Below are 23581 nucleotides of genomic sequence, written 5' to 3'. Positions count from 1 at the left end.
CCTTAATGCGAAGCAATCTGGGTGGCGGCCGAGGTGTCGGCCGCCGCCAGAGACTGGTTGAAGTTTGCAATCAGCGCCTCGGTCGAGGGGCCGATGATGTCGGTGACCACCGCCGGGTAGACGCCCAGGATCAGGGTCATGGCGATCAGCGGCGCAAAGACGAAGCGTTCGCGCGCGGACATGTCCTTGATGCCCATCAGGCTGCCCTTGATCAGGTCGCCGAACACCACGCGGCGGTAGAGCCACAGCGCATAGCCGGCCGAGAAGATCACACCGGTTGCCGCAACCGCGGTCACCCAGGTGTTCTTCTGGAAGGTGCCCATCAGGGTCAGGAATTCGCCGATGAAGCCGGAGGTGCCCGGCAGGCCGACGTTGCCCATGGTGAAGAACATGAAGACCAGCGCATAAGCCGGCATCCGGATCACCAGGCCGCCGTAGGCGTCGATGTCACGGGTGTGCATCCGGTCATAGATCACACCCACGCAGAGGAAGAGCGCGGCGGAGATGAAGCCGTGCGACAGCATCTGGAAGATGGCGCCGTCGATGCCCTGCTGGTTGGCGGCAAAGATGCCCATGGTGACAAAGCCCATGTGCGCAACCGAGGAATAGGCAATCAGCTTCTTCATGTCTTCCTGCACCATCGCCACCAGCGAGGTGTAGACCACCGCAATCGCGGACATCCACAGGACCACATCGGTCATCACGTCCGCGCCCACCGGGAACATCGGCAAGCTGAAGCGCAGGAAGCCGTAGCCGCCCATCTTCAGGAGGATCGCCGCCAGCACTACGGACCCCGCGGTCGGCGCCTGCACGTGCGCGTCCGGCAGCCAGGTGTGGACCGGCCACATCGGCATCTTCACCGCGAAGGAGGCAAAGAAGGCCAGGAACATCAGCGTCTGCGCACCACCCACGATATGAATGCCCAGCACGTCAAAGGACGCTGCCGAGAAACTGTGGGTCAAGAGGGTCTCGATATCGGTGGTGCCGGCATCCACATACATGAACACCATCGCCACCAGCATCAGCACCGAGCCGAAGAAGGTGTAGAGGAAGAACTTGAAGGAGGCGTAGATCCGCTCCTTGCCGCCCCAGATGCCGATGATCAGGAACATCGGGATCAGGCCTGCCTCGAAGAACAGGTAGAACAGCACCAGGTCCAGCGCCATGAAGACGCCCAGCATCAGGGTCTCCAGCAGCAGGAAGGCTACCATGTATTCCTTGACGCGGGTGGTCACATTCCAGCTGGCCAGAATGGTCAGCGGCATGATGAAGGTGGTCAGCAGCACGAAGAGCACCGAAATGCCGTCAACGCCCATCTTGTACTTCAGCCCGAAAATCCACTCCGCTTCTTCCACAAACTGGAAACCGGTGTTGGCGGGATCGAACTCGAAATAGATGCCAAGGCTCACCAGGAAAGTGATCGAGGTGGCAAAGAGCGCAACAAACTTGGCGTTGCGCTGCGCCGCCTTATCCTCGCCGCGCAGGAACAGGGCCAGGATGGCCGCCGCGAGCGCCGGGATGAAGGTGACAATAGAAAGGAGATTGTCCATCAGTGCGCTCCTCCGCCGATCGACATCCAGGTGACCAGGGCCGCAATGCCCAGCACCATCCAAAAGGCGTAAGTGAAGATGTAACCGGACTGCGCCCGGCCCGCGAGGCGGGTGAAGAAGGGAACAACGCCCATGGCCAGGCCGTTCAGGAAGCCGTCGATGGTGTTGCCATCGCCGCGTTTCCAGAAGAAGCGGCCCAGGGCCAAGGCCGGTTTGACGAAGATCACGTTATAGATTTCGTCAAAGTACCATTTGTTGAGCAGGAACAGATACAGCGGACGCTGCTGTTCGGCCAGGCGCTTCGGCAGCGACGGATTCCAGATGTAGAACCACAGCGCCAGGACCAGACCGCCCAGCATCGCTGCGAACGGCGACAGCTTTACCCATTTCGGTGCCTCGTGGGCCTCCTCCAGGATGTGGTTGTCCGGCGCGATATAGAGCGCGCCCTCGCCCGGCTGGCCGGCAAACACATAATGGTGCTCGCCCTCCACCGCAGTTTCCCCATGGCCAGCTTCCTCGCCGTGGGCGGCGGTCTCACCATGCGCGGCCTCTTCGCCATGATCCGCAGCGGAGGCTTCCGCCACCGGGATGCCGTAGAACTTGCCGACCTGGTCGGCGTGACCGAAAAAGCTGCTGTACCAGATCATGCCTGCGGTGATTGAGCCCACTGCCAGCACGCCCAGCGGCACCAGCATGGTCCAGGGGCTTTCATGGGCGTGGTCGTGGGTGTGCTTGTCGCCCCGCGCCTTGCCGTAGAAGGTCATGAACATCAGGCGCCAGGAGTAGAAGGAGGTCATGAAGGCCGCGATCACCAGCGCCCAAAAGCCGAACATGGAACCGCCCGCATAGGCGCTTTCGATGATCGCGTCCTTGGACACGAAGCCGGCAAAGCCAACCCAGCCGCTCAGCGGGATGCCGACGCCGGTGATGGCCAGGGTGCCGATCATCATCGCCCAGAAGGTATAGGGGATCTTTTTGCGCAAGGCGCCGTAGTTCCGCATGTCCTGTTCGTGATGCATCGCGTGGATCACCGAACCGGCGCCCAGGAACAGCATCGCCTTGAAGAAGGCGTGGGTGAACAGGTGGAACATGGCGGCCGAATACATGCCAACGCCAGCCGCCACAAACATGTAGCCCAGCTGCGAGCAGGTCGAATAAGCGATCACGCGCTTGATGTCGTTCTGCACCAGGCCGACAGTTGCCGCGAAGAACGCGGTCGCAGCGCCCAGCACGGTGATGAAGGCAGTGGCCTCAGGCGCGAATTCCATCAGCGGCGACATCCGGCAGACCAGGAACACGCCCGCGGTCACCATGGTTGCGGCGTGGATCAGCGCCGACACCGGGGTCGGGCCTTCCATCGCGTCCGGCAGCCAGGTGTGCAGCAGCAGCTGTGCCGATTTGCCCATCGCGCCGACAAACAGCAGGAAGGCCAGCAGGTTCGCCGCGTTCCATTCGGTCCACAGGAAGGACACCTGGGTTTCCGCCAGCGTCGGGGCAGCGGCAAAGATGTCCGCCAAGTTGATGCTGTCGGTTAGGAAGAACAGCCCGAAGATCCCCAGCGCAAAGCCGAAGTCGCCGACCCGGTTCACGATGAAGGCTTTCATTGCCGCGGCATTGGCCGAAGGCTTGCGGTAGTAGAAGCCGATCAGCAGGTAGGAGGCCACGCCCACGCCTTCCCAGCCGAAGAACATCTGCACCAGGTTGTCCGACGTCACCAGCATCAGCATCGCGAAGGTGAAGAACGACAGGTAGGCAAAGAAGCGCGGCTTGTAGCTTTCGCCCTCTTTCCACTGCGGGTCATGGTCCATGTACCCGAAGGAGTAGAGGTGCACGAGCGAGGATACCGTGGTGATCACGATCAGCATGATCGCGGTCAGCCGGTCCAGGCGGATCGCCCAGGAGGTCGACAGTGAGCCGCTTTCGATCCAGCGGAAAATCTCGATGTTCTGGGTCACCCCGTCAAACGACAGGAAGGTGATCCAGCTGAGCAGCGCCGACAGGAACAGGAGCGCCGTGGCGGTCACGGTGGCGGCTTTTTCGCCGATCATCTTGTGGCCGAAGCCGCAGATAATTGCGCCAACCAGCGGGGCAAAGAGAAGGATGGTTTCCATTGTTCTTTAGCCCTTCATCACGTTGACGTCTTCGACGGCAATGGTGCCGCGGTTGCGGAAGAAGCAGACCAGGATCGCAAGGCCGATGGCGGCCTCGGCGGCGGCCACGGTCAGCACAAACAGGGTAAAGACCTGCCCCACCAGATCGCCCAGGAAGCTGGAGAAGGCGACCAGGTTGATGTTCACCGCCAAGAGCATCAGTTCGATGCTCATCAAGAGGATGATCACGTTCTTGCGGTTCAGGAAGAGCCCGAAGATGCCAATCACGAACAGCGTCGCCGCGACGGTCAGATAATGTTCAAGTCCGATCATGTGCTCACAGCCCCTGCCCCGGTTTCACATCCCTAAGCTCCATCGCCTTGGCCGGGTCGCGCATCATCTGGGCAACCACGTCCTGGCGCTTGACATCGGTGCGGTGGCGCAGGGTCAGCACAATCGCGCCGATCATCGCCACCAGCAGGATCAGGCCCGCCAGCTGGAACAGAAGGAAATATTGATCATAGATGATGAGGCCAAGCGCCTCGGTGTTGTGGCGGTTGGCAGGCACCGGATTGGCCAGCAGCTCCGGCGCCAGGTGCGCGGTTTCCCAGACGCCGAAGGCCATCACGAACTGCATCAGTATCACCAGTCCGATCAGCAGGGCGAGCGGCATGTATTTCGCCATTTCCGCCTTCAGCTCGGCGAAATCCACATCCAGCATCATCACCACAAACAGGAAAAGCACCGCGACCGCGCCGACGTAGACGATGACCAGCAGCATGGCGACGAATTCCGCCCCCAGGAGCACGAACAGCCCGGCCGAAGACAGGAAGGCCAGGATCAGCCACAGAACCGAATGCACAGGCTGGCGGCTGATCACGGTGAACAGCCCGCCGGTGATGGCGCTGATGGCGAAGAGGTAGAAGGCAAAAACGCTCATGTCTCATCGTCCTTGTTGTCGTCCATGACCGCTTGCGCCAGATCCAGCGCCCGGTTCATGGCCGGAATGCCGGCAAACACCGACATCTGTGCGATCGTTTCCACGATCTCTTGTTTCTTGGCGCCGGCCGCGAGGGCGTGGCGCACGGTCTGGCGCACGGCTGAGTCAGCCTGCGCGCCCTGGCAAGTCAGCCCGGCCAGCGTCAGCAGCAGCCGGGTTTTGGCATCCAGACCGTCCTTGTTGACGGTGTTGCCGAACATCATCTCCATGACCTCTTTGGGCATGGTGGGCCACAGCGCCTCGAACTCCTTGAAAGCCTCGGAGGGCGAGAAGTTCTCCAGCGCCGGGTTGAACGCCTTGGCCATCTGCTGGGCCTGGGCCTGCATCTGTTGCATCATGGCCTCAAACGGATTGGGCGGCTGTTTGGTCATGTCCTCTCCTCCGGCCAAGAATTTTCAGTAAAATTCTTGGCAAAAGTTTTCAGAAAACTTTTGCGCGGGCGCCTCATCGGTAGGGCGCGTCGATTTCCAGGTTGCGGGCAATCTCGGCTTCCCAGCGCTCCCCGTTCGAAAGCAGCTTCTCCTTGTCATAGAACAGCTCCTCGCGGGTTTCGGTGGCGAATTCGAAGTTCGGGCCTTCGACAATCGCATCCACCGGGCAGGCTTCCTGGCAGAAACCGCAGTAGATGCATTTGGTCATGTCGATGTCATAGCGCGTTGTGCGGCGGCTGCCGTCCTCGCGCGGTTCCGCGTCGATGGTGATCGCCTGCGCCGGGCAGATCGCCTCGCACAGCTTGCAGGCAATGCAGCGCTCCTCGCCGTTCGGATAGCGGCGCAGCGCGTGCTCGCCGCGGAAGCGGGGCGACAGCGGGCCCTTCTCATGCGGGTAGTTCAGGGTAGCCTTGGGAGCGAAGAAATACTTCATCCCCAGTTTGAAGCCGACCCAGAAATCCTGCAGCAGGAAGTACTTGGCGGCGCGGGTGTAGTCGATGTTCGCCATCGGTCAGCCTCCCACGGTCCAGCGGGCGAAGATGCCCCAGAACCAGTCAAATTTTGCAGCAAAGGACACGAAGACCACCCAGGCCAGCGAGAACGGCAGGAACACTTTCCAGCCCAGGCGCATCAGCTGGTCGTAGCGGTAGCGCGGGGTGATCGCCTTTACCATTGCGAAGAGGAAGAAGAAGAACGCCATCTTGGCGACCATCCACAGGACGCCGTCCGGCAGGCCCGGGATCGGGGACAGCCAGCCGCCAAAGAACAACAGGGTTGTCAGCGCGCACATCAGGAAGATCGCGATGTATTCACCGGCCATGAACAACAGGAAGGGCGTCGCCGAATATTCCACCTGGTAGCCCGCCACCAGTTCCGATTCCGCTTCCGGCAGGTCGAAGGGCGGGCGGTTGGTTTCTGCCAGCGCCGAGATGAAGAACAGGAAGACCATCGGGAAATGCGGGATCCAGTACCAGTTCAACAGGCCCAGATCGCCGTCCTGCGCGCGCACGATGTCACCGAAGTTCATCGAGCCGGTGGAAATGATCACGCCGATGATGATCAGGCCGATGGAGACCTCATAGGAGATCATCTGCGCGGCGGAGCGCAGGGAGCCCAGGAACGGGTATTTCGAGTTCGACGCCCAGCCGCCCATGATCACGCCGTAGACCTCCAGCGAGGAGACCGCGAAAACATAGAGGATGGCGACGTTGATATCCGAGAGCACCCAGCCGTCGTTGAAGGGGATCACCGCCCAGGCGATCATCGCCAGCACGAAAGAGGTCATCGGCGCCAGGATAAAGACGGTGCGGTCGGCACCGGCCGGGATCACCACCTCTTTCACAACGTATTTCAGCGCGTCGGCCACCGATTGCAGCAGGCCGAAGACGCCCACCACGTTCGGTCCCCGGCGCATCTGGACCGCGGCCCAGATCTTGCGGTCCCCGTAGACGAGGAACAGGAGCGAGATCATCACAAAGGCAACAACTGCAAGCACTTGCGCCAGGATCAGAACAGCGATGCCGCCTGGAGTGTTAAAGAAATCAGCCATAGGTCCTCACACCGTGGGTATTCCGTTCGCCGCGCAATCCGCGACCACGACTTCGGCGTCGATGGTGCGCAGGCCGCGCGGCAGAGAGGGCGAAATCAGATAGACCGCGTCGGCGGTCCGGCTGCCCCCTGCCTGTGTCATTGTTGTGCGCACATGGCGCGCAAACCCGTAACCCCGGATCAGCGCGTATTGCGCGGCGGCGCATTCCGCATAGGTATCGAGATCGCCGACCATGCGCGGGCCGCGCATGGAGACGTGAAATTGCACCAGATCGCCCTCCAGCAGGCTGGTTTCCACCCCTTCGTAAACCGGGGCGGGCCGCTCGCCTCCGCTGCCGGGCGCCATTGCACAGGCGGCCAGAGCCAAGGGGGTTATGAGGGCGAGACGGTTCATTCGGCGGCCAGTTTCCCGGTTGCGCGGGCTTTGACGCCGGCGGACAGTTCCGCCATCAGCTGGGACGCGCGGGCGATCGAGTTGGTCAAGTAGAAATCCTTGACCGCCGGCAGGAAACCGGCGTTGCCAAGCTTGTCCTGCGCCAGCGGTTCGCCGTCCTTGTCGGCCACTTCGTCGATCCGGGCCAGATGCGGTACTTCGGCCACCAGGCTTGTGCGCAGCTGCGCCAGCGAGTCATAGCCCAGCGTGGCACCGGCTTCGGCGCTGAGCGCGCGCAGGATAGCCCAGTTTTCCTTGGCCTCGCCCGGCGCGAAGGCCGCGCGCATGGCCAGCTGCGGGCGGCCTTCGGTGTTCACGAACAGGCCGTTTTCTTCGGTGTAGGCCGCGCCCGGCAGGATCACGTCGGCGCGGTGCGCGCCGCGGTCGCCGTGGCTGCCCTGGTAGATCACAAAGGCGCCTGCGTCGATTTCGACCTCATCGGCGCCGAGGTTGTAGATCACCTCTGCCCCGTCGATGGCCGCTGCCATGCCGCCTTCGGTCACCGCGCCAATGTCCATCGCGCCGACGCGGGAGGCGGCGGTGTGCAGCACCAGCAGCTTGGAGCCGGTGTCCGCAGCCAGCTTTTGCGCGGCAGCCAGCACCGCCAGGCCGTCGGCCTCGCGCAGGGCGCCCTGCCCCACGATCACGAGGGACGGCGCGTCCTTGACGGCGCCGTAGTCCTTGTCCAGCAGGCTGTCCAGCGCGGCGCGGTCGGTGCCCACGTGGGTGTATTCATAGGTCAGGTCTGCCGGCTGGCCGACCAGGCCGATCTGCGCGCCGTTCAGCCAGGCCTTGCGGATGCGGGCGTTCAGCACCGGTGCCTCGTCGCGCGGGTTGGTGCCGATCAGCTGGATGAACTTGGCGGTGTCGATGTCCTCGATGGCGGCGGTGCCGGCATAGCCCGCGCGGTTGCCGATCGGCAGACGGGCGTTGTCGGTGCGGCATTCCACCTTGCCGCCCAGGCCTTCGACCAGCTGTTTCAAGGCAAAGGCCGCCTCAACCGGGACCAGGTCGCCGATCAGGCCCGCAACCTTCTTGCCCTTCATGGCGTTCGCCGCGGCAGCCAGGGCTTCCGGCCAGGTGGCGGGCTTCAGCTTGCCATCGACGCGCACATAGGGACGGTCGAGGCGCTGGCGGCGCAGGCCGTCCCAGACAAAGCGGGTCTTGTCGCTGATCCACTCCTCGTTCACGCCGTCGTGGTTGCGCGGCAGGATGCGCATCACTTCGCGGCCCTTGGTGTCGACGCGGATGTTCGAACCAAGCGCATCCATCACGTCGATGGTTTCGGTCTTGGTCAGCTCCCAGGGCCGTGCGGTAAACGCATAGGGCTTCGACGTCAGCGCGCCCACCGGGCACAGGTCGATAATGTTGCCCTGCAGGTTCGATTGCAGGGTTTCGTTCAGGTAGGAGGTGATCTCCGCATCCTCGCCCCGCCCGGTCTGGCCCATCTGGGTGATGCCCGCGACCTCAGTCGTGAAGCGCACGCAGCGGGTGCAGGAGATGCAGCGGGTCATGGCGGTGCCGACCAGCGGCCCCAGATCCAGATCATCCACCGCGCGCTTGGGCTCGCGGAAGCGGGAGAAGTCGACGCCATAGGCCATCGCCTGGTCCTGCAGGTCGCACTCGCCGCCCTGGTCGCAGATCGGGCAGTCCAGCGGGTGGTTGATCAGCATGAATTCCATCACGCCTTCACGGGCCTTCTTGACCATCGGCGAGTTGGTCTTCACCTGCGGCGCCTGGCCTTCGGGGCCGGGGCGCAGATCGCGCACCTGCATCGCGCAGGAGGCCGCCGGCTTCGGCGGGCCGCCGACAACCTCAACCAGGCACATGCGGCAGTTGCCCGCAATGGACAGCCGCTCGTGATAGCAGAAGCGCGGGATCTCGACACCGGCCTCCTCACAGGCCTGGATCAGGGTCATCGCCCCATCCACCTCGATCTCGGTTCCGTCAATGTTGATCTTGCGGAGGTCAGACATGGTCTATTTCGCCCTCAGTAACACGCCGATCGCGCTGTTCTTTTCGATTTCCGCGCGGCCATAGGCGCAGAAGGTTTCCGGTTTGCCGTAATCCACGCCGTTCTGCGCCAGGAGCTTTTCCCCCTTGGCGCGCATCCGGTCCTTTTCGGCATCAGATTCGATGTAATCGCGGATTTCCGCGTCCGTGTATCCCAACGCGTTTGCCCGCGCTTTGAGCCGGCGCAACTCGCCCAGCCCTTTCAGGTACCGGGGGGAGATATCGTCGCAGTAATCCGAAACTTCTTTCGCCACGGCGACGGCAAACAGCGGATCTTCGATTTCCTGCACGTCGCGCAGCGACGGCTTGGCCATCGCCGCAGCAGGCAGGGCAACAAAGGCGGACAGGGCAATGGCAATCAAGGCACGCATGACAGGGGACTCCTTCGATGTGAAAGCCCCCATGCGCGTGCATGCTGCGCTGCTATTCAATAGCAGACCGGCCTTCCGACCCGGATATGCCTGAAATCCGCTCACGGGGTGCAGGTTCCCTGAAAGGTTGCGCGGCCATCGGTCAGGGTCAGCGGTGCTGCCTCATCCCTGGGGTCGATGGCCCAGGCGATACTGGAAGAGCCGTAGTTGACCACGCAGTAAGTCGTGCCGGCATGGGCCGCAGCCTCGCGCGCGCCCTTGACGGAGCGGTCTGCCCCCTTGATCTCAACGTAAAACACGGCCCGGTCCGTCTTCTTGTCGACGGGCTTGGCCTTGGCCTTGAACGGCACGCCGTCATACAGCTGGCGCTCCCGGTTGCTGAGGGAGCTGCCGCAGGCCGTAACAAGCGTCATCGCTGCCAGGCACGCCATCGGCGCGGCGATCCGGTATGTCTTCAAAATGCTCAAAATACTGCCGCCAATGTCAAAAGCGCCAGGCCGCCCATGCAGGCCCAGCCAATCACGTAGAATACCGACCGCAGCCCGCCGTGCGGTTTGCCGGCCCCGCGCAGGTGAATGACAATCATCACCATCCGCGACACCAGCACCAGCGAGGCCAGCAGGTTCACCCAGAACGGCGCCGCACCGGCCAGAATGGCCACCAGCGTCACGGTCAGGAAAGCCGGCAGCGTCTCGCAGCCGTTCAGATAGGCCCGGTTCAGCCGGTAGGCCTTGTCCGCATAATCCTCCCGCGGCGTGGCGCCGGGAGCGAGGCCCGCCTTCTGCTTGGCCAGCGCCGAAACTGGCGACAGCGCCAGGATGATCAGGGTAAAGATCACCAGCGCGGCCAGAGCGTGGGAATATGCGGCAAAAACGTCCATCAAAAGTTATTCCGCCGCCATCGCGCCCATGCGGCCCGTTTTCTGGGCCTTGATGCGGTCTTCGATTTCCTCGCGGAAGTTCTTGATCAGGCCCTGGATCGGCCAGGCCGCTGCATCGCCAAGCGCGCAGATGGTGTGGCCCTCGACCTGCTTGGTCACGTCCCACAGCATGTCAATCTCTTCCAGCTCCGCCTCGCCTTTGACCAGACGGTCCATGACGCGCATCATCCAGCCGGTGCCTTCGCGGCAGGGCGTGCACTGGCCGCAGCTTTCGTGCTTGTAGAACTTGGACAGGCGCCAAATCGCCTTGATGATGTCGGTCTGCTTGTCCATCACGATCACCGCCGCGGTGCCGAGGCCGGAGCCCAGTTCGCCGCGCAGGTAGTCGAAGTCCATGAGCGCGTCGCGCATATTCTCGCCGCGCACACACGGGACTGAGGAGCCGCCGGGGATCACCGNNGCAGGTTGTCCCAGCCGCCGCGAATGCCGCCGCAGTGCTTCTCGATCAGCTCCTCAAAGGAGATCGACATCGCTTCTTCGACAACACACGGGTTGTTGACGTGGCCGGAGATTGCAAACAGCTTGGTGCCTGCGTTGTTCTGGCGGCCGAAGCCTGCGAACCAGTCGGCGCCGCGGCGCAGGATGGTGGGCACAACGGCGATGGATTCCACGTTGTTCACGGTGGTCGGGCAACCGTACAGGCCCGCGCCCGCCGGGAACGGCGGCTTCATCCGGGGCATACCCTTCTTGCCCTCAAGGCTTTCGATCAGGGCGGTTTCCTCGCCGCAGATATAGGCCCCTGCCCCGTGGTGCAGGAAGATGTCGAAGTCCCAGCCGGAGCCGACCGCGTTCTTGCCCAGGAGGCCCTGGTCGTAAGCTTCGTCAATCGCCGCCTGCAGCGCCTCGCGCTCGCGGATGTATTCGCCGCGCAGGTAGATATAGCAGGTATGCGCATTCATCGCGAAGGAGGCGATCAGGCAGCCCTCGATCAGCGTGTGCGGATCATGGCGCATGATTTCGCGGTCCTTGCAGGTACCGGGCTCCGATTCATCCGCGTTCACCACCAGATACGCCGGGCGGCCGTCGCTTTCCTTGGGCATGAAGGACCATTTGAGGCCGGTCGGGAACCCCGCGCCGCCGCGGCCGCGAAGGCCCGAGTCTTTCATGGTCTGAACGATCCAGTCGCGGCCCTTTTCGATGATGCCCGCGGTGCCGTCCCAATGGCCGCGCGCCTTGGCGCCCGCCAGCGTGCGGTCGTGCATCCCGTAAAGGTTGGTAAAGATCCGGTCCTGATCCTTCAGCATGTGTGCCTACCTTTGGCTGTCCCGGCGCATGCGCCAGAGTTGAAATATGTTGACCAGGGCATAGATCATGCCCGCCAGCGCGGCGAAGTCGAACAGCAGCGCATAGCGCCCCGGCAGCCCCAGCATGGGGCCGATGAACAGCGACAGCGCGACCCACAGCGAGATGGTCCCGGCAATCACAAGCGCGATGTGCCGGCCCTTTGCTGCAATGGCCTGGTCCTGTTCCCTGGTCATCTGTTCCCTATCACCTAAGCCCGGCCCCGGGGGCCGCGGCCTGATTATTCGTCGTCGTCGTAGATGTGCTTTTCTTTGGCACGTTTCGCGAATTCGGTCTCATCGCCCACTTGCAGCCGCTTCGCCTGCTCGACCCAGCCATCGCGGGCGATCCGGCCCCGGAACTGCAGCCGGGAATCGACCCAGGCGATCTCTTCCTCGGTCCAGTCGGCGATCTGATCGAAGTGGTAGAAGCCAAGCTCGTTCAGCTTTGCCTCCAGCTTGGGGCCGACGCCCTTCAGCATCTTGAGGTCATCGGCCAGCCCGCCGCGGGCTTCCTTCAAAAGCTCCGGCTCGCTTTCCTCGGTTGCCTTGGCCGCAGCCCCTTCGGGCGAGGACGGCTCAGCCGCATCGGATTTCTTCGTCGGTGCGGTCTTCAGCGCCTCCGCTTGCCGGGCTGCGGGAAGCGGAGCCTCCGGCGCCTTGGGCGGCTGGCCCTCGGCAGCGCGGCCGGCAACGGTGCCGTCCTTGCCGATCCAGGGGGTCAGCAGCGGCACTTCATCGCCCTGAATGCGCTTGATTCCATCCTTGACGTCCATCGCCAGCTGCGCGCTGGCATTGTACTGCGTCTTGCCGCTGTCGAACTCGGTCAGCGAGGTGAGGCCGGACTTCGGCTCAGCCGCGTAACGGCCGTTCTGCGGGCCGGGCGCGACCAGCTGGCCGGCCGCCAGATCGTCCAGCAGCTTGGCAAAGCCCTCTGCCGTCAGATCCTCGTAATAATCCTTGCCGATCTGCGCCATCGGGGCATTGGTGCAGGCGCCCAGGCACTCGACTTCTTCCCAGGTGAACTTGCCGTCCGCCGACAGGGTAAAAGGCTTGGGTGCGATCTTTTCCTGGCAAACCGCGATCAGGTCCTCTGCCCCGCAGATCATGCAGGAAGTGGTGCCGCAGATCTGCACATGGGCAACAGAACCCGTGGGTTGCAGCTGGAACATGAAGTAGAAGGAGGCAACTTCCAGCACCCGGATATAGGCCATGCCGAGCATATCGGCGATGGACTCGATCGCCGGTTTGGTGACCCAGCCTTCCTGCTCCTGAGCGCGCCACAAGAGCGGAATGACCGCGGAGGCCTGGCGGCCCTCAGGATATTTGGTGATCTGCGCCTCGGCCCAGGCCTGGTTGGCCGGGGTGAAGGCAAAGCTCGCGGGTTGTTCGTGGTGGAGCCTACGCAGCATTAGTTTGCCTTCCGAATAATCCAGGGATCTTGGACGCCGTTCATAAGCAGATCTTTTTCGTCCTGCCCCTGCCCGTCATTGTCGTACAGATATAGCTGACTTTTGCCTTGCAGAATGACCCGATCACCCACTTTCACGAACTGGCCAAAGTCGGGGAGCGAAATCGCAGGCACGTTTTCTAGTTGCTTAACTCTGGCCTCAATCTCTTCCAGATATTTGGAACGCCCCTGTCCGTCAGGCATCTCGGCAAGAGCCAAGACCTGATACAAACGCTGAATTTTGGCTTCCAGTTCGCCCAAATCAGGTTGAGTGCCAAAGATCGCCAGTTCCTGATCATGCGCTTTTCGCACTTCCTTCCAAGTGGTCCAATGATCACCGGCAAAGAAAGCTACAACAGCAACAAAGGCGACTACGCTCCAAGCAATTCCCAAGTACTTTAGGATGTCATCCAATCTCACCGGTCGATCTCCCCGAACACTACGTCCATGGTGCCGATGATGGCGGCGACGTCGGCCAGCTGGTGGCCCTTGGCAATGTGATCCATCGCCTGCAGGTGCAGGAAGCCCGGCGCGCGGATCTTGGAGCGGTAGGGTTTGTTGGACCCGTCCGCCACCAGATAGACGCCGAACTCGCCCTTGGGCGCCTCGACGGCGGCGTAGACCTCGCCTGCGGGCACGTGGAAGCCTTCGGTGTAAAGCTTGAAATGGTGGATCAGGCTTTCCATCGAGGTTTTCATGTCGCCGCGCTTGGGCGGGGACAGCTTGCCGCGGGCCACCACGTCGCCGGTGGCTTCGCGCAGCTTGGCAATCGCCTGGCGGATGATCGAGGTCGACTGGCGCATCTCTTCCATCCGGCAGAGGTAGCGGTCGTAGCAGTCGCCGTTCTTGCCGATCGGCACCTGAAACTCGAACTCGTCATAGCATTCATAAGGCTGCGCGCGGCGCAGGTCCCAGGCGAGGCCAGAGCCGCGCACCATGACGCCGGAGAAGCCGTATTCCTGGATCTCCTTCTCGGTCACCACACCGATATCGCAGTTGCGCTGCTTGAAGATGCGGTTTTCGGTCAGAAGGCCGTCGATATCATCCAGCACCTTGGGGAATTCCATCGCCCAGAGGTCGATATCATCCAGCAGGTCATCCGGCAGGTCCTGATGCACGCCGCCGGGGCGGAAATAAGCCGCGTGCAGGCGCGCGCCGCAGGCCCGCTCGTAGAAGATCATCAGCTTCTCGCGCTCTTCAAAGCCCCACAGCGGCGGGGTCAGTGCGCCGACGTCCATCGCCTGCGTGGTGACGTTCAGCAGGTGGTTCAGCACCCGGCCGATTTCCGAATAGAGCACCCGGATCAGCTGGCCGCGGCGCGGCACCTCGGTGCCGGTCAGCTTCTCGATGGCGAGACACCAGGCGTGCTCCTGGTTCATCGGCGCCACATAGTCGAGGCGGTCGAAATACGGCAGGTTCTGCAGGTAGGTGCGGCTTTCCATCAGCTTTTCGGTGCCGCGGTGCAACAGGCCGATATGCGGATCGCAACGCTCGACGATCTCGCCGTCGAGTTCGAGCACCAGACGCAAAACCCCATGCGCCGCAGGGTGCTGCGGGCCGAAGTTGATGTTGAAGTTGCGGATCTTCTGCTCGCCGCTCAGCGCGTCGACGCTGCCGTCGTCAAATTTGGAGCCGTCCATCATTGCGCCCCCTCCTTCTCGTCGCCGGGCAGGATGTATTCGGCACCTTCCCACGGGGACATGAAATCGAACTGGCGGTATTCCTGCACCAGCTTCACCGGCTCATAGACCACGCGCTTCTGCGCCTCGTCATACCGCACCTCGGTATAGCCGGTGGTCGGGAAGTCCTTGCGCAGCGGGTAGCCGCGGAAGCCGTAGTCGGTCAGGATTCGGCGCAGGTCCGGGTGGCCCGAGAACAGGATGCCGAACATGTCGTAGACTTCCCGCTCGAACCAGTTGGCCGAGGGGTGCACCTTCACGATGGAGGGCACCATCTCATCCTCGCGCACGGCGGCGCGCAGGCGGATGCGCTGGTTCCGGTACATCGACAGGAAGTGATAAACCACGTCGAACCGCTTGGCGCGTTCCGGGTAATCCACCGCGGTGATGTCCACCAGGGTTGAAAACTTGCAATTCGGGTCCGATTTCAGGAACTCCACCAGACCGGCGATGTTCGAGGGCGTCACGTCAATGGTCAGCTCGTCAAAGGACACGCTCCAGGCCACCACGCAATCGGGGCGTTTGGCTTCGATCTGGGCGCCAAGCTCTTTCAGTGCATCAGTCATGTTTTTTCCGCCCTTCCTCAGCGCACCAGGGTGCCGGTGCGGCGGATCTTGCGCTGCAGCTGCATCAGGCCATAAAGCAGCGCCTCAGCCGTCGGCGGGCAGCCGGGCACGTAGACGTCAACCGGCACAACCCGGTCGCAGCCGCGCACCACGGAATAGCTGTAGTGGTAGTAGCCGCCGCCGTTGGCGCAGGAGCCCATCGAGATCACGTAGCGCGGCTCGGGCATCTGGTCGTAGACCTTGCGCAGGGCCGGCGCCATCTTGTTGGTCAGGGTGCCTGCGACGATCATCACATCCGACTGGCGCGGCGAGGCGCGCGGTGCGATGCCGAAGCGTTCGGCGTCATAGCGCGGCATCGAGGTGTGCATCATCTCAACCGCGCAGCAGGCCAGGCCGAAGGTCATCCAGTGCAGCGAACCTGTGCGTGCCCAGTTGATGATGTCCTCGGCCGAGGTGAGCAGGAAACCCTTGTCCTGAAGCTCTGCATTCAGGGCCCGGGTGACAACTTCCTTGTCCACACCAGCGGTGTTGGCTCCGGTCATCACTGCCATTCCAGGGCCCCTTTCTTCCACTCATAGGCGAATCCGATGGTCAGCACGCCCAGGAACACCATCATCGACCAGAAGCCGGTGTCGCTGATGTCCTTGAAACCGACGGCCCAGGGAAACAGGAAAGCGATTTCCAAGTCGAAAATAATGAAGAGAATCGACACCAGATAGAACCTGACATCGAATTTCATGCGGGCATCGTCGAAAGCGTTGAAACCGCATTCGTAGGCGCTGACCTTCTCCGGGTCCGGGTTGCGGACCGCCAGCACAACGGCTGCCAGGATGAGGACAATCCCCAAGCCTGCCGCGACGGCCAGGAAGACCAGGATCGGCAGGTATTCCCTCAACATCTCTTCCAAGAGCAGCTCCTTTCCCCGGCGGTTTCCCGCGCGACGTCAATTGGCGTGTTGATTTGAAGTGTGTCTACCCCTCCGCCCCTACAGCGTCAACTAAGGCAAGGTTAAACAACGGGGTTTGTGACAGGAAAAAGCACAGCCGCAACGCTGATGTGATTTCTTAGTGATTTCATAAGAAAAGCGGCCGCAACGAAAGCTGCGGCCGCCCTCCAAAAATGTATCGGGAATGCCGGTTTTCAGGCCTGCCAGCCGGGTTTGCGCTTCTCAAAGAAAGCGGTGATGCCCTCGCGGGCCTCCTCCCCCTCCCAGCGCTCCACAAGCGCCTTGATTGTATGGTCGATCACCGCATCGTCCAGCCGCGGCCCCAGGTCGCGGGCGAGCTTCTTGGCGGCGGCCACGGCACCCGGCGCGCAGTTGAGATAGGGGGAAACCTCCGCCTCGACCGCCTCGTCCAGCTGGTCCGCCGGAACCGCCTTGGCCAGCAGGCCCAGTTCCACGGCCTCGTCCGCGCCGAACAGCCGCGCCGACATAAACACGCGGCGTGCCTTGGCCTCGCCCATGCGGGCAATCACATAGGGGCCGATGGTGGCGGGAATCAGCCCCAGCTTGGTCTCAGTGAGGCCCATCTTCAGATGATCAGCGCCGATCGCCACATCGCAGACCGAGGCCATGCCGACGCCGCCGCCGAAGGCATTGCCCTGCAGCGCGCCGATCACCGGCTTGGGCAGGGTGTTGAGCGCCATCAGCATCTCTGCCAGCACCCGCGCCTCGCGGCCGCGGGTTTCGGCGTCCGCATCCATCTGCTGGCGCATCCAGCCCAGGTCGCCGCCCGCGCAAAAGCTCTTGCCCGCGCCGGTCAGCACCACCACGCGCACAGAGTCATCCGCGGCCAGCCGCTTTGCCGCCAGGGTCAGCTCCTGCAGCATCTGGCCGGACATGGCGTTGTGCTTGTCCGGGCGGTTCAGCGTCAGGGTGCAGACGCCGCGGGCGTCGGTTTCCAGGGTGATTGTTTCAAACATCTTGCTTCTCCGCTGAAATCTTACTGCAGGCCGCGCATGGCGCGGGCCATCGCGGCGGCCTCGTCCAGCACATCCGCGTCCAGGCCGGTGTGATAGCCCAGCTCCGTCAGGCGCTTGTGCACCGCTTCCGTGGCCACATTGCCCGCGGCCCCCGGCGCATAGGGGCAGCCGCCAAGGCCGCCCACGGCGGCATCGAACACCCGCACGCCAAGATCCAGAGAGGCCTCGATATTGTCCAGCGCCCTGCCCGCGGTGTCATGATAATGGCCGGCAAGCCGCCCGGCCGGGACCTGCTGGACCACGGCCCGCAGCATTGCCGAGATCGTTTCCGGCGTGCCCTGCCCGATGGTGTCGCCCAGCGAAATCTCATAACAGCCCAGATCGAACAGCCGGCGCGCCACCTCTGCCACCTTCTGCGGCGGGGTCGGCCCGTCAAACGGGCAGTCGGTCACGCAGGACACATAACCGCGGACCGGCAGCCCCATGTCCTTTGCCGCGTCCAGAACGGGCAGAAAGCGGGTGATGCTTTCCTCGATGGTGGCGTTGATATTGGCCTTGGAGAACCCTTCGGAGGCGGACGCAAAAACAGCGATCTCATCCGCCCTTGCGGCCACAGCATCCTCAAACCCGCGCATGTTGGGCGTCAGCGCCGCATAGCGGACTCCAGCGGCGCGGGTGATGCCGGCCAGCACCTCTGCGCTGCCCGCCATCTGCGGCACCCATTTGGGCGACACGAAACTTGCCACCTCGATCCGCTTGAACCCGGCGCGGCTCAGGCAATCAGTCAGCGCCACCTTTTCGGCCACCGGAATTTCGCGTTTCTCATTCTGCAGCCCGTCGCGCGGACCGACCTCAAAAATCTCGGCAAACTCGCTCATGAAACGCCCCTTCGGCTTCATCTTTCCAAAAATACTCAAATCCCGGCAGGGGCGGCAGACGCGCCGCCCCGGACTTCAGGTCAGCTGTCGTCTTCTTCCAGCCGCACCAGCGCGGCCCCCGCCTCGACCTGGTCGCCGGCCGAGGCCAGCACCTCCGCGACGACACCATCGCGCGCCGCCAGCAGCGAATGCTCCATCTTCATGGCTTCCAGAACGGCAAGCCGGTCGCCCTCCTTCACCGATTGGCCAGCTTCGGCAAACACCGCCTTGACCAGGCCCGGCATCGGCGCCTCGACCACATTCATATCGCCGCCCGCAACGGCCGCACGGTCGAGCGGATCCACCACGGTGAATTCCAGCCCGTAGGCATCATGCACGGTGATCAGGGACCCGGACTGCGAGACTGTTGGCATCCGGCGCTCGCCGATGCGCCACTGGCCCTGGCTGCGCTCAGCCACGACGGTGTTGCCTTCGATGGTCCACAGCTGCCGGTCGGGACCGTCGACCTGCACATCGGCAGTGAACTCCGCGCCCGCATGGGTCAGGGTCACAGCGCGGTGCAGCGGCGTCCACAGGCTGAAGCCGGTGTGCGCTGCGGCCTGCACGAGGTCCAGCGCCACCATGCCCGCCGCCGCCTTGTGGCGCAGCTCGACCTGCGGCGCGGCCACCAGAGCGTCCAGATCGCGGGCGATAAGGCCGGTGTCCACCTCGCCATTGGCAAACCCCTCATGCGCGGCCAGCGCGCCAAGGAACGCCAGGTTGGTGACGGTGCCGCCGACCTCGGTGTCCTCCAGCGCGCGCGCCAGCCGCGACAGCGCCACCTTGCGGGTGGAGCCATGCACGATCACCTTGGAGATCATCGGGTCGTACCAGGGGCTGATGGTGTCCCCCGCCCGCACACCGCTGTCGGCGCGGGCCTCTGCCGGGAAGGACAGATGGGTCAGGGTGCCGGTTGCGGGCAGGAAGCCCTTCGGCACATCCTCCGCATAAAGCCTTGCCTCAAACGCATGGCCGGTGATGGTGAGGTCTTCCTGCTTGGCGGGCAGGCTCTCCCCCGAAGCCACGCGCAGCTGCCATTCCACCAGGTCGACACCTGTAATCAGCTCGGTCACCGGGTGCTCCACCTGCAGGCGGGTGTTCATTTCCATGAACCAGAAGCCATCTGGGCGCAGCCCGTCGGAGCCGTCGACGATGAATTCCACCGTGCCCGCGCCCTTATAGCCGATAGCTTCGGCCGCGCGCACGCCGGCCTGGCCCATCGCCTCGCGCATTTCCTCGGTCATGCCGGGCGCCGGGGCTTCTTCGATCACCTTCTGATGGCGGCGCTGCAGCGAGCAGTCGCGCTCAAACAGATGCACCGCCTGCGTCCCGTCGCCAAAGACCTGCACCTCGATATGGCGGGGCTGCTGGATGTATTTCTCGATCAGAACGTCGGGATTGCCAAAGGCCGTGGTCGCCTCGCCCTGCGCACTTTTCAGGGCGTCGGCAAACTCCTCCGGCTTCTCGACCAGACGCATCCCCTTGCCGCCGCCGCCGGCCACCGCCTTGATCAGCACCGGATAGCCGATCTTCCCGGCTTCGCCTGCCAGGAACTCCGGGTCCTGGCTGCTGCCGTGATAGCCCGGCACCACCGGCACGCCGGCCTCCTCCATCAGCGCCTTGGCGGCGTCCTTGAGGCCCATCTTGCGGATCGCATCCGCCGACGGCCCGATGAACACGAGGCCCGCAGCCTCCACCGCCTCGACGAATTTCGGGTTTTCCGACAGGAAGCCGTACCCCGGGTGGATCGCCTGGGCGCCGGTTTCCCGGGCCACCCGGATGATCTCGTCGCCCTTCAGGTAGCTGTCCGCCGGGGCCGGGCCGCCGATGTGCACCGCCTCATCCGCCAGCTGCACATGTTTTGCGGCCGCATCGGCGTCGGAATAGACCGCCACCGTGCGCACGCCCATGGCGCGGGCGGTTTCCATCACGCGGCAGGCGATTTCGCCGCGGTTGGCAATCAGGATCTTGTCAAACATGGGGTTGGTCCTTTGTCTGGATCGCCGGACCGGGGGCGCTGCCCCCGGACCCCCGGAGTATTTTGCGAAAGATGAAAGCGACGGCGCTTACATCCGGAAGACGCCGAATTTGGTCTCTTCAATCGGGGCGTTCAGCGCCGCGCTGAGCGAGAGCGCCAGCACGTCGCGGCTCTTGCGCGGGTCGATGATGCCGTCGTCCCAAAGGCGCGCCGAGGCATAAAGCGGGTGGCTCTGCTCCTCGAACATCTCGATGGTGGGGCGTTTGAATTCGGCCTCTTCATCAGCGCTCCAGCTGCCGCCCTGGCGTTCGATGGCGTCGCGTTTCACCGTCGCCAGCACGCCCGCCGCCTGCTCGCCGCCCATCACCGAGATGCGGGAGTTCGGCCAGGTCCACAGGAAGCGCGGCTGGTAGGCGCGGCCCGACATGCCGTAGTTGCCCGCGCCAAAGGAGCCGCCGACCAGCATGGTAACTTTCGGCACATTGGTGGTGGCCACCGCGGTCACCATCTTGGCGCCGTGGCGGGCGATGCCCTCGTTTTCGTACTTCCGGCCCACCATAAAGCCGGTGATGTTCTGCAGGAACACCAGCGGGATCTTGCGCTGGCTGCACAGCTCCACGAAATGCGCGCCTTTCTGAGCGGCTTCCGAGAACAGCACGCCGTTGTTGGCGATGATCCCGATGGGGCACCCCTTGAGGTGGGCAAAACCCGTCACAAGCGTCTCGCCGAAGCGCGGCTTGAACTCGTCAAAGCGGGAGCCGTCGACCAGCCGCGCGATCACCTCGCGAATATCATAAGGCGTGCGCAGGTCGCCGGGCACCACGCCAAGAATTTCCTCAGGGTCATAGGCGGGTTCTTCCGGGGTCGCCCAGTTCACCGTCAGCGGTCTGGTGATGTTCAGCGACTGCACCGCGCGCCGCGCCAGCGCCAGCGCGTGGGCGTCGTCCTCGGCCAGGTAATCGGCCACACCGGAGAGGCGCGTGTGCACGTCGCCGCCGCCCAGGTCCTCGGCGCTGACGACCTCGCCCGTGGCAGCCTTCACCAGCGGCGGGCCCGCGAGGAAGATGGTGCCCTGCTCCTTCACGATGATGGTGACGTCCGACATCGCGGGCACATAGGCGCCGCCCGCGGTGCAGGACCCCATGACCACAGCGATCTGCGGGATGCCCTTGGCCGACATCCGCGCCTGGTTGTAGAAGATGCGGCCGAAGTGGTCGCGGTCGGGGAAGACCTCATCCTGGTTCGGCAAGTTGGCGCCGCCGGAGTCGACCAGGTAGATGCAGGGGAGGCGGTTCTCCTCGGCGATCTCCTGCGCGCGCAGGTGTTTCTTCACAGTCATCGGGTAATAGGTGCCGCCCTTCACGGTGGCGTCGTTGCAGACCACCATGACCTCCTGTCCGTGCACCCGGCCGATGCCCGCGATCACGCCGGCCGCAGGTGCTGCGCCGTCATACATTGCGTGTGCCGCGGTGGCACCGATTTCCAGGAACGGGGAACCCGGATCCAAGAGGTTCGCCACCCGGCGGCGCGGCAGCATCTTGCCGCGGCTTTCATGGCGTTCACGGGATTTCTCGCCGCCGCCCATGCGCGCGGCCTCGGCCGCCTCGCTGATCTGCGCAAGGGCCGCCAGATGCGCCTCGCGGTTCTGCTTGAAGCCTTCCGAGGAAGGCAACGCCTTGGATGTGAGTTTCATGTCCACTCTCCCGTTATAGGGTTGAGATCTTTATTTCCGGTTGGCGCGGCGTGCGCCGGGTATGCAACACCGCGGGTCATTGCGCGGTCTCCCCCGCAGCCCGCGCCTTTAGCTCCTTGCGGATCACCTTGCCGGTCACGGTCATCGGCAGCGCGTCGAGGAACGCCACTTCGCGCGGATAGGAATAGTGCGCGAGCCGGTCCTTGACGTAGTCCTGCAGTTCCTTCTCGGAGGCGTCGCCCCCTGCCTTCAGCACCACATAAGCCTTGACGATTTCCGTCCGCAGCGGATCCGGCTTGCCGACCACGCCCACGGTCGCCACCGCCGGATGGGTCAGCAGGCAATCTTCGATCTCCGCCGGGCCGATGCGGTAGCCGCCGGAGGTGATCACATCATCCTCGCGGCCGACAAAACGCAGGTATTCCCCTTCCCAGATGCCGCGGTCGCCGGTCACCAGCCAAGGCCCCCGGAACTTGGCGGCGGTCTCCTCGGGCCGGTTCCAGTATTCCAGCAGCATCGAGGCGGAGCCGCGGCGGATGGCGACATCGCCCTCATCCTCCGTGGGGTTCCCGGCTTCGTCGATCACTGCCAGTTCATGCCCCGGAACCGCCTTACCGATGCAGCCCGGGCGCGGCTCAAAACCCGCAGCGCAGGAGGAGGCCACCATGTTGCATTCGGTCTGGCCGTAGAATTCGTTGATCGTGACGCCCAAGCGGCGCCGGCCCCAGGCGAGCATCTCTGCGCCCAGGGGCTCTCCGCCGCTGGCAACGGAACGCAGACCGTGGAGCCCCTGCCCCGCTGCCTTCAGCATCCGCAATGCGGTTGGCGGGAAGAAGATGTTGCGCACCCCGGCCTTGGCGATCAGATCGGCGCAAGCCTCCGGTGTGAACTTGTCCAGCCGCGCGGCAACCACCGGAACGCCCAGCGCCAGGCCCGGCATCAGCACGTCGAACAGCCCGCCGATCCAGGCCCAGTCGGCAGGGGTCCAGAGGACATCGCCCGGCTGGCCCAGGTGGTCATGGCTGATGGCAACTCCCGGCAGGTGGCCGGTCAGCACCCGGTGGCCGTGCAGCGCGCCCTTGGGGCTGCCGGTGGTGCCGGAGGTATAGATCAGCACCGCCGGGGTTTCCGGCGCGGTATCCGCGAAGGGGACCGGTGCGCCCTCCAGCCCGGCGCTGTCCGCGATCACCGCTTCGGCCAGATCCCCCAGCAGGCCGGCGCCCTCGGCATCGGTGAAGACGAAGCGCACGCCCGCGTCACCGGCACGCGATGCGAGCGCATCGTGTTTGAACAGCTTGAACAGCGGCACCGAGATGCCGCCCGCCTTCCAGATCGCCAGATGCGCCGCGGCGCACCAGGGCGACTGGCTGAGCAGCACGCCCACCCGGTCGCCGGGCTGGATGCGGGTCAGCAGATAGCGGGCCAGCCCGTCGGTCATCTCCGAAAGCTCGCCATAAGAAATGTCGCGCCGCGCGGCGGCGGTCATGTCGATCAGGGCGGTCTTTTCAGCCGGATGCGCCAGGCATTGCGCCGCCATGTTCAGCTGCTCCGGCAGGTCCCAGCTGCCATCCGGGCGAAGTCCAGGAATGTTACAAGCATCATGCATATTTAGACATTCCTGAAACGCATGGCAGCCATGCAATTTTTCACTGGATTTTCAATAGCAAAGCGATCCGGCCCTTGATCCAGATCAGAGTTTTCCGCCGCTCCATGGGGCAC

24 protein-coding genes and 1 pseudogene are annotated in these 23581 nt (G+C 63.7%); all 25 read right to left on the bottom strand.

Annotated features, from left to right (window positions below; all coding sequences use genetic code 11):
* Positions 1 to 2: 2 nt before the first annotated feature.
* The 25 genes and pseudogenes from B2P87_RS11405 to B2P87_RS11285 all read right to left on the bottom strand — a co-directional run bounded on the left by B2P87_RS11405 (position 3) and on the right by B2P87_RS11285 (position 23468).
* Entirely contained in the window at positions 3 to 1550 is a 1548-nt protein-coding gene (locus tag B2P87_RS11405) for an NADH-quinone oxidoreductase subunit M (protein ID WP_141890011.1), read from the bottom strand.
* Complete coding sequence (gene nuoL, locus B2P87_RS11400; protein WP_141890010.1) at positions 1550 to 3661, bottom strand: NADH-quinone oxidoreductase subunit L; 2112 nt, start codon at positions 3659 to 3661, stop codon at positions 1550 to 1552. The genes B2P87_RS11405 and nuoL overlap by 1 nt, the downstream gene beginning before the upstream one ends.
* Positions 3662 to 3667: 6 nt before the next feature.
* Positions 3668 to 3973 carry an NADH-quinone oxidoreductase subunit NuoK gene (gene nuoK / locus B2P87_RS11395; RefSeq protein WP_008553673.1) on the bottom strand — a complete coding sequence of 102 codons (306 nt, stop codon included), beginning with the start codon at positions 3971 to 3973 and terminating at the stop codon, positions 3668 to 3670.
* A 4-nt stretch (positions 3974 to 3977) separates the two neighbouring features.
* Positions 3978 to 4580 (bottom strand): NADH-quinone oxidoreductase subunit J, encoded by a 603-nt coding sequence (locus B2P87_RS11390; protein WP_141890009.1) that lies wholly within the window; start codon positions 4578 to 4580, stop codon positions 3978 to 3980.
* Positions 4577 to 5011 carry a carboxymuconolactone decarboxylase family protein gene (locus B2P87_RS11385; protein WP_141890008.1) on the bottom strand — a complete coding sequence of 145 codons (435 nt, stop codon included), beginning with the start codon at positions 5009 to 5011 and terminating at the stop codon, positions 4577 to 4579. The genes B2P87_RS11390 and B2P87_RS11385 overlap by 4 nt, the downstream gene beginning before the upstream one ends.
* A 73-nt stretch (positions 5012 to 5084) precedes the next feature.
* A complete protein-coding gene (gene nuoI, locus B2P87_RS11380) occupies positions 5085 to 5579 on the bottom strand; it encodes an NADH-quinone oxidoreductase subunit NuoI (RefSeq protein ID WP_058287914.1) in 495 nt (164 codons plus the stop codon).
* A 3-nt stretch (positions 5580 to 5582) separates the two neighbouring features.
* Positions 5583 to 6620 (bottom strand): NADH-quinone oxidoreductase subunit NuoH, encoded by a 1038-nt coding sequence (gene nuoH / locus B2P87_RS11375; RefSeq protein ID WP_058287913.1) that lies wholly within the window; start codon positions 6618 to 6620, stop codon positions 5583 to 5585.
* 6 nt (positions 6621 to 6626) lie between these two features.
* Positions 6627 to 7013: a hypothetical protein gene (locus B2P87_RS11370; protein WP_141890007.1), complete on the bottom strand. Its 387-nt coding sequence runs from the start codon at positions 7011 to 7013 to the stop codon at positions 6627 to 6629.
* Positions 7010 to 9028 carry an NADH-quinone oxidoreductase subunit NuoG gene (gene nuoG, locus B2P87_RS11365; protein ID WP_141890006.1) on the bottom strand — a complete coding sequence of 673 codons (2019 nt, stop codon included), beginning with the start codon at positions 9026 to 9028 and terminating at the stop codon, positions 7010 to 7012. Before nuoG ends, B2P87_RS11370 begins: the two co-directional genes overlap by 4 nt.
* 3 nt (positions 9029 to 9031) lie before the next feature.
* Entirely contained in the window at positions 9032 to 9436 is a 405-nt protein-coding gene (locus B2P87_RS11360; RefSeq protein ID WP_141890005.1) for a DUF5333 domain-containing protein, read from the bottom strand.
* Between the two features lie 101 nt (positions 9437 to 9537).
* The gene (locus B2P87_RS11355) at positions 9538 to 9903 is read right to left on the bottom strand and encodes a hypothetical protein (RefSeq protein ID WP_244940789.1); all 366 of its coding nucleotides are present in this window, start codon (positions 9901 to 9903) and stop codon (positions 9538 to 9540) included.
* Positions 9900 to 10316, bottom strand: coding sequence for an MAPEG family protein (locus tag B2P87_RS11350; protein ID WP_141890004.1), 417 nt, complete (start codon positions 10314 to 10316; stop codon positions 9900 to 9902). Before B2P87_RS11350 ends, B2P87_RS11355 begins: the two co-directional genes overlap by 4 nt.
* Positions 10317 to 10322: 6 nt before the next feature.
* Positions 10323 to 11620 (bottom strand): annotated as a pseudogene (gene nuoF / locus B2P87_RS11345) (NADH-quinone oxidoreductase subunit NuoF).
* Between the two features lie 6 nt (positions 11621 to 11626).
* The gene (locus B2P87_RS11340) at positions 11627 to 11854 is read right to left on the bottom strand and encodes a DUF5337 domain-containing protein (RefSeq protein WP_058287906.1); all 228 of its coding nucleotides are present in this window, start codon (positions 11852 to 11854) and stop codon (positions 11627 to 11629) included.
* A 44-nt stretch (positions 11855 to 11898) separates the two neighbouring features.
* Entirely contained in the window at positions 11899 to 13068 is a 1170-nt protein-coding gene (locus B2P87_RS11335) for an NADH-quinone oxidoreductase subunit E (protein ID WP_141890002.1), read from the bottom strand.
* Complete coding sequence (locus tag B2P87_RS11330; RefSeq protein WP_141890001.1) at positions 13068 to 13526, bottom strand: hypothetical protein; 459 nt, start codon at positions 13524 to 13526, stop codon at positions 13068 to 13070. The genes B2P87_RS11335 and B2P87_RS11330 overlap by 1 nt, the downstream gene beginning before the upstream one ends.
* Positions 13523 to 14746 carry an NADH-quinone oxidoreductase subunit D gene (locus B2P87_RS11325; protein ID WP_208764539.1) on the bottom strand — a complete coding sequence of 408 codons (1224 nt, stop codon included), beginning with the start codon at positions 14744 to 14746 and terminating at the stop codon, positions 13523 to 13525. The genes B2P87_RS11330 and B2P87_RS11325 overlap by 4 nt, the downstream gene beginning before the upstream one ends.
* Positions 14746 to 15351, bottom strand: a complete 606-nt coding sequence (locus B2P87_RS11320) for an NADH-quinone oxidoreductase subunit C (RefSeq protein ID WP_141889999.1) — start codon at positions 15349 to 15351, stop codon at positions 14746 to 14748. Before B2P87_RS11320 ends, B2P87_RS11325 begins: the two co-directional genes overlap by 1 nt.
* A 17-nt stretch (positions 15352 to 15368) precedes the next feature.
* Complete coding sequence (locus B2P87_RS11315; protein WP_027237089.1) at positions 15369 to 15902, bottom strand: NuoB/complex I 20 kDa subunit family protein; 534 nt, start codon at positions 15900 to 15902, stop codon at positions 15369 to 15371.
* On the bottom strand, positions 15893 to 16258 hold the full coding sequence (locus B2P87_RS11310; protein WP_024090668.1) for an NADH-quinone oxidoreductase subunit A: 366 nt from the start codon (positions 16256 to 16258) through the stop codon (positions 15893 to 15895). The genes B2P87_RS11315 and B2P87_RS11310 overlap by 10 nt, the downstream gene beginning before the upstream one ends.
* Before the next feature lie 233 nt (positions 16259 to 16491).
* Positions 16492 to 17274, bottom strand: coding sequence for a crotonase/enoyl-CoA hydratase family protein (locus tag B2P87_RS11305; RefSeq protein WP_141889998.1), 783 nt, complete (start codon positions 17272 to 17274; stop codon positions 16492 to 16494).
* Positions 17275 to 17294: 20 nt separating this feature from the next.
* Complete coding sequence (locus B2P87_RS11300; RefSeq protein WP_141889997.1) at positions 17295 to 18152, bottom strand: hydroxymethylglutaryl-CoA lyase; 858 nt, start codon at positions 18150 to 18152, stop codon at positions 17295 to 17297.
* A gap of 80 nt (positions 18153 to 18232) precedes the next feature.
* On the bottom strand, positions 18233 to 20170 hold the full coding sequence (locus B2P87_RS11295) for an acetyl/propionyl/methylcrotonyl-CoA carboxylase subunit alpha (protein WP_141889996.1): 1938 nt from the start codon (positions 20168 to 20170) through the stop codon (positions 18233 to 18235).
* Positions 20171 to 20257: 87 nt separating this feature from the next.
* Positions 20258 to 21862 (bottom strand): carboxyl transferase domain-containing protein, encoded by a 1605-nt coding sequence (locus B2P87_RS11290; protein ID WP_141889995.1) that lies wholly within the window; start codon positions 21860 to 21862, stop codon positions 20258 to 20260.
* Between the two features lie 76 nt (positions 21863 to 21938).
* The gene (locus B2P87_RS11285; RefSeq protein ID WP_141889994.1) at positions 21939 to 23468 is read right to left on the bottom strand and encodes an AMP-binding protein; all 1530 of its coding nucleotides are present in this window, start codon (positions 23466 to 23468) and stop codon (positions 21939 to 21941) included.
* Positions 23469 to 23581: the final 113 nt, after the last annotated feature.

Origin of the sequence: Leisingera sp. UBA4491, from assembly GCF_002388965.1 — a bacterium.
Taxonomy (GTDB): Bacteria; Pseudomonadota; Alphaproteobacteria; order Rhodobacterales; family Rhodobacteraceae; genus Leisingera; species Leisingera aquaemixtae.
The sequence above is the reverse complement of the archived record's forward strand: the minus strand, read 5'-3'. Positions and strand labels throughout refer to the sequence as shown.

What these genes read in the sequence shown, in the direction of transcription:
- B2P87_RS11290 (WP_141889995.1), bottom strand. Translation starts at nt 21,862, where the DNA reads ATGAAACTCACATCCAAGGCGTTGCCTTCCTCGGAAGGCTTCAAGCAG.
- nuoG (WP_141890006.1), bottom strand. Translation starts at nt 9,028, where the DNA reads ATGTCTGACCTCCGCAAGATCAACATTGACGGAACCGAGATCGAGGTG.
- B2P87_RS11385 (WP_141890008.1), bottom strand. Translation starts at nt 5,011, where the DNA reads ATGACCAAACAGCCGCCCAATCCGTTTGAGGCCATGATGCAACAGATG.
- nuoK (WP_008553673.1), bottom strand. Translation starts at nt 3,973, where the DNA reads ATGATCGGACTTGAACATTATCTGACCGTCGCGGCGACGCTGTTCGTG.
- B2P87_RS11405 (WP_141890011.1), bottom strand. Translation starts at nt 1,550, where the DNA reads ATGGACAATCTCCTTTCTATTGTCACCTTCATCCCGGCGCTCGCGGCG.
- B2P87_RS11295 (WP_141889996.1), bottom strand. Translation starts at nt 20,170, where the DNA reads ATGTTTGACAAGATCCTGATTGCCAACCGCGGCGAAATCGCCTGCCGC.
- B2P87_RS11340 (WP_058287906.1), bottom strand. Translation starts at nt 11,854, where the DNA reads ATGACCAGGGAACAGGACCAGGCCATTGCAGCAAAGGGCCGGCACATC.
- nuoH (WP_058287913.1), bottom strand. Translation starts at nt 6,620, where the DNA reads ATGGCTGATTTCTTTAACACTCCAGGCGGCATCGCTGTTCTGATCCTG.
- B2P87_RS11350 (WP_141890004.1), bottom strand. Translation starts at nt 10,316, where the DNA reads ATGGACGTTTTTGCCGCATATTCCCACGCTCTGGCCGCGCTGGTGATC.
- B2P87_RS11360 (WP_141890005.1), bottom strand. Translation starts at nt 9,436, where the DNA reads ATGCGTGCCTTGATTGCCATTGCCCTGTCCGCCTTTGTTGCCCTGCCT.
- B2P87_RS11315 (WP_027237089.1), bottom strand. Translation starts at nt 15,902, where the DNA reads ATGGCAGTGATGACCGGAGCCAACACCGCTGGTGTGGACAAGGAAGTT.
- B2P87_RS11335 (WP_141890002.1), bottom strand. Translation starts at nt 13,068, where the DNA reads ATGCTGCGTAGGCTCCACCACGAACAACCCGCGAGCTTTGCCTTCACC.
- B2P87_RS11325 (WP_208764539.1), bottom strand. Translation starts at nt 14,746, where the DNA reads ATGGACGGCTCCAAATTTGACGACGGCAGCGTCGACGCGCTGAGCGGC.
- B2P87_RS11285 (WP_141889994.1), bottom strand. Translation starts at nt 23,468, where the DNA reads ATGCATGATGCTTGTAACATTCCTGGACTTCGCCCGGATGGCAGCTGG.
- B2P87_RS11390 (WP_141890009.1), bottom strand. Translation starts at nt 4,580, where the DNA reads ATGAGCGTTTTTGCCTTCTACCTCTTCGCCATCAGCGCCATCACCGGC.
- nuoL (WP_141890010.1), bottom strand. Translation starts at nt 3,661, where the DNA reads ATGGAAACCATCCTTCTCTTTGCCCCGCTGGTTGGCGCAATTATCTGC.
- B2P87_RS11305 (WP_141889998.1), bottom strand. Translation starts at nt 17,274, where the DNA reads ATGTTTGAAACAATCACCCTGGAAACCGACGCCCGCGGCGTCTGCACC.
- B2P87_RS11300 (WP_141889997.1), bottom strand. Translation starts at nt 18,152, where the DNA reads ATGAGCGAGTTTGCCGAGATTTTTGAGGTCGGTCCGCGCGACGGGCTG.
- B2P87_RS11320 (WP_141889999.1), bottom strand. Translation starts at nt 15,351, where the DNA reads ATGACTGATGCACTGAAAGAGCTTGGCGCCCAGATCGAAGCCAAACGC.
- B2P87_RS11370 (WP_141890007.1), bottom strand. Translation starts at nt 7,013, where the DNA reads ATGAACCGTCTCGCCCTCATAACCCCCTTGGCTCTGGCCGCCTGTGCA.
- nuoI (WP_058287914.1), bottom strand. Translation starts at nt 5,579, where the DNA reads ATGGCGAACATCGACTACACCCGCGCCGCCAAGTACTTCCTGCTGCAG.